This is a genomic window from Streptomyces sp. NPDC041796, assembly GCF_055590785.1.
In genome coordinates, this window is the sequence record NZ_JBVJAH010000086.1 from 1 (window position 1) to 2,863 (window position 2,863).

Annotated in this window: 2 protein-coding genes and 1 pseudogene; 1 reads left to right on the top strand and 2 read right to left on the bottom strand. The window is 65.3% G+C overall.

Annotated features, from left to right (window positions below; translation table 11 throughout):
* Positions 1 to 83: 83 nt before the first annotated feature.
* Positions 84 to 915, bottom strand: a pseudogene (locus tag ACZ6C1_RS38875) (IS256 family transposase); the annotation flags it as partial.
* A 365-nt stretch (positions 916 to 1,280) separates the two neighbouring features.
* On the opposite strand from ACZ6C1_RS38875, the gene ACZ6C1_RS38880 reads away from it, so the two are divergent.
* Complete coding sequence (locus ACZ6C1_RS38880) at positions 1,281 to 1,502, top strand: hypothetical protein (RefSeq protein ID WP_469247738.1); 222 nt, start codon at positions 1,281 to 1,283, stop codon at positions 1,500 to 1,502.
* A gap of 819 nt (positions 1,503 to 2,321) precedes the next feature.
* On the opposite strand, the gene ACZ6C1_RS38885 is transcribed toward ACZ6C1_RS38880, so the two are convergent.
* Positions 2,322 to 2,863 (bottom strand): IS701 family transposase (locus ACZ6C1_RS38885; protein ID WP_469247740.1); only part of this gene is annotated, 542 nt, incomplete at its 5' end.

Here is a 2,863-nt window from a genome sequence, read left to right on the forward strand (position 1 = left end):
CTGGCGCCGCCCCTGACGGAGCGTCACCGGCGCACGGTCGCACACCCCGGCGTCACGGAAATCTTGCCAGGGCCACGTTCACGCGTACGCCGACACGCGGCGACCATCTCCGCAGATCCCTTCGGAATCACGGAGAAGACGTTGCGCACGAAGTGAACGCGACAGCGCTGCCAGGCTGCCCCGATCTTTGCGGATGGCTTTGACGAGGCCGCTGTGGCTGTCGGAGATGACGAGACGGACGCCGCTCAGGCCGCGTTCTCGCAGCGAGCGCAGGAACTGGGTCCAGAATGCCTCGGTCGCGCTGTCCCCGACCATGGCGCCGAGGACTTCGCGGCCTCCGTCTTCGGTGACACCGGTGGCGATGACGACGGCATGGGACACGATCTGGTGGTTGAGGCGGGCCTTGACGTAGGTGGCGTCGAGGAAGAGGCAGGGGAACCGGATGTGATCGAGGGGCCTGGTCCGGAACGCGTCGAACTGTTCGTCGAGGCCGGCGCAGATCCTCGACACCTCGCTCTTCGATATGCCGGTGTCCGAGCCGAGGGCTTTGACCATGTCGTCGACGGAGTGGGTGGAGACGCCGTGGACGTAGGCCTCCATGACGACCGCGAAGAGGGCCTGGTCGATGCGGCGCCGGCGTTCCAGCAGGCTGGGGAAGAAGGTCCCGGCCCGCAGTTTCGGGATGGCGAGTTCCAGGTCTCCGGCCTGCGTGGTCAGGGTCTTCTCCCGGTGCCCGTTGCGGTGGGCGGTGCGAGTGTCGGTGCGTTCGCCCCACTCGGCACCGGTCCTGGCGGTGGCCTCGGCCTCGATCAGTTCCTGCAGCAGCCGCTCGGCGACTTCGCGGACGAGTTCAAGACCATCTGCCGAACGTAGTGACTCAAGCAGGCGAAGTAGGTCATGCTGGGACAAGGCCACCGGGCACCCCCTTGGACTGAACTGGCCGTTCACCAAGGACAGTTGCACGGTGGCCTGCCCCGTTTTCAGGGAGCATTCACCGGCAGTCGACGCACGCGAGGGCACGCAAGCAGCGCACTTCCCAGCCAAGATCAGCTACACCACGTCGCGGGACGCCATCCGGAGAGAACCACCGCCGGATCGTTCCCCTGCTCGGTCCGGACGCACCGCCGGCGGACGAGCCCAAGGAATGCCACCTGTGCCCCGAGCTGCTACCGAGCCGATCGGAAGGTGGAGTCGAAGCGGAACACAGATCGCGGAGAGACGTGACGCCGTGACCCCGCAGTCGTTGACCAGAGAGGGGAAGCGGGAGGGGAAGCATCATCATGCTGGTTGCCTTGCTGGGTGGTCTTGTCGCCGACCGCCGTGCTCGAAAGCAAGAATCCAAATGTGAAGAGCACTGCGAATTCTGCGGCGGCTCGGACCCGGTCACCGACTACTCGGTTGGGGAGTTTCCCCTGAACCTCCCGGGCGGGCCCGAACGGCGTTTGAAAGCCTGCATGGAATGCTCGCGGCTCATCGAGGCCGATCAGTGGATCGGCTTGTAGGACACGCCGGGGTACGGAGCCTCCAAACCGATGTGAGTGGCCGGTCCTTTTGGTCTTGACCTTTGATCTTGGACATCCGAGAGACGTAAAAAGGGCATCGAAGCGACCGCTGCAGCGTCCGAGCGGCTAATACATGAGCTGGGGATCGAGAGCGTCATCGGGCGCCGCACCGCACGGTGCCCAAACCGTCGACGCGTAGGCCGCCGGACCTGGTCGACCGCAACGTGACGGCGACTCGCCCGGACCAGCTCTGGGTTGGACGTGGCGTTGCTGGAGGAGCTGGCGCCCACCGGAACCGGACCTCCGGGTGTCCCAGCAGTGACGGCCAAACCGCTCCACAGTTGGGCAACCTGGACCGCGGGTGCGTGTCGCACCGCAGCCCGGTCGGTCGCATGCAGTGGGATCGAGGCTTATTTTGGGAATGTCTGGTGGTCATTCACCAGCACGCCCGTCGGCGGGAGAGTCGGCCGAGCGGCCGTTCCCGCCGGTGGCCTCACACGAACCAAGGAGATGACTATGCGTAAGTTCGCTTCTGCGGTCACGACTGCCGCTCTGGCCAGCTCTCTGCTGGGCGCCGGAGCCCTCCCGGCCAGCGCCCAACAGCAGAACGCCGCAAGCCCGCACAGCTACACCTGTTCCAACCAGGGAGGCGGGCCTAGTACTGCAACGACACTCTGTGATGTCCTCTGCTCCTGTAGTGACTGATGCGAGCCCGGGCCTGGGTTCTTCTTCTCCATAGGGACCAGGAGATTACGTGTTCGATGCCGTGGCGGACAGGAGACGAGACGCGGTTGAACAGCCGCCTGGCCTCGTTCATGGTTACGGGTATGAGGGTTCGATTGCCATCGGTCTCGGGATCCCCTTTTTTGCCTCCACTCGCAAGATTGCGAGGAAGGCGAGGGCGGCCATCGAGAGGGTTATGTGCCGATACCAGGCCGTATAGCCGCGGACCTGATAGTGATCAAGGCCGGTCTCGTTCTTCGCGGTCTGGAAACACTCCTCGACCATCCACCGGGATCCCGCGATCCGCACGAGGTCCTCCAGCGGAGTTCCATCCGGGCAGAAGCAGATGTAGTAGGCGATTTCCGTAGGGTCGGTGACGCTGCGCCGCGCCAGCAGCCAGTGGTCCCAGCCTTCGCGCCGCCAGGGCCGGATCGCTGCCGCGGCCCAGTCGTATTCACGTGGACCGTGAGCGCCGTCGCCGCAGCTCACACGTGTCCACGCATCCTCCGGGAGCTCGCCGATCAGCTTGTGGGCGCGGGCCTGTGAGGGGCCTCGCGCTCTTCGGACAGGGTCTTGACTGTCGCGTTCAGGCGGCGGTCCGCAACTGCATGTGCTCGGCGTGGACTTCTTGCGGAGGG

What these genes read in the sequence shown, in the direction of transcription:
- ACZ6C1_RS38880 (WP_469247738.1), top strand. Translation starts at nt 1,281, where the DNA reads ATGCTGGTTGCCTTGCTGGGTGGTCTTGTCGCCGACCGCCGTGCTCGA.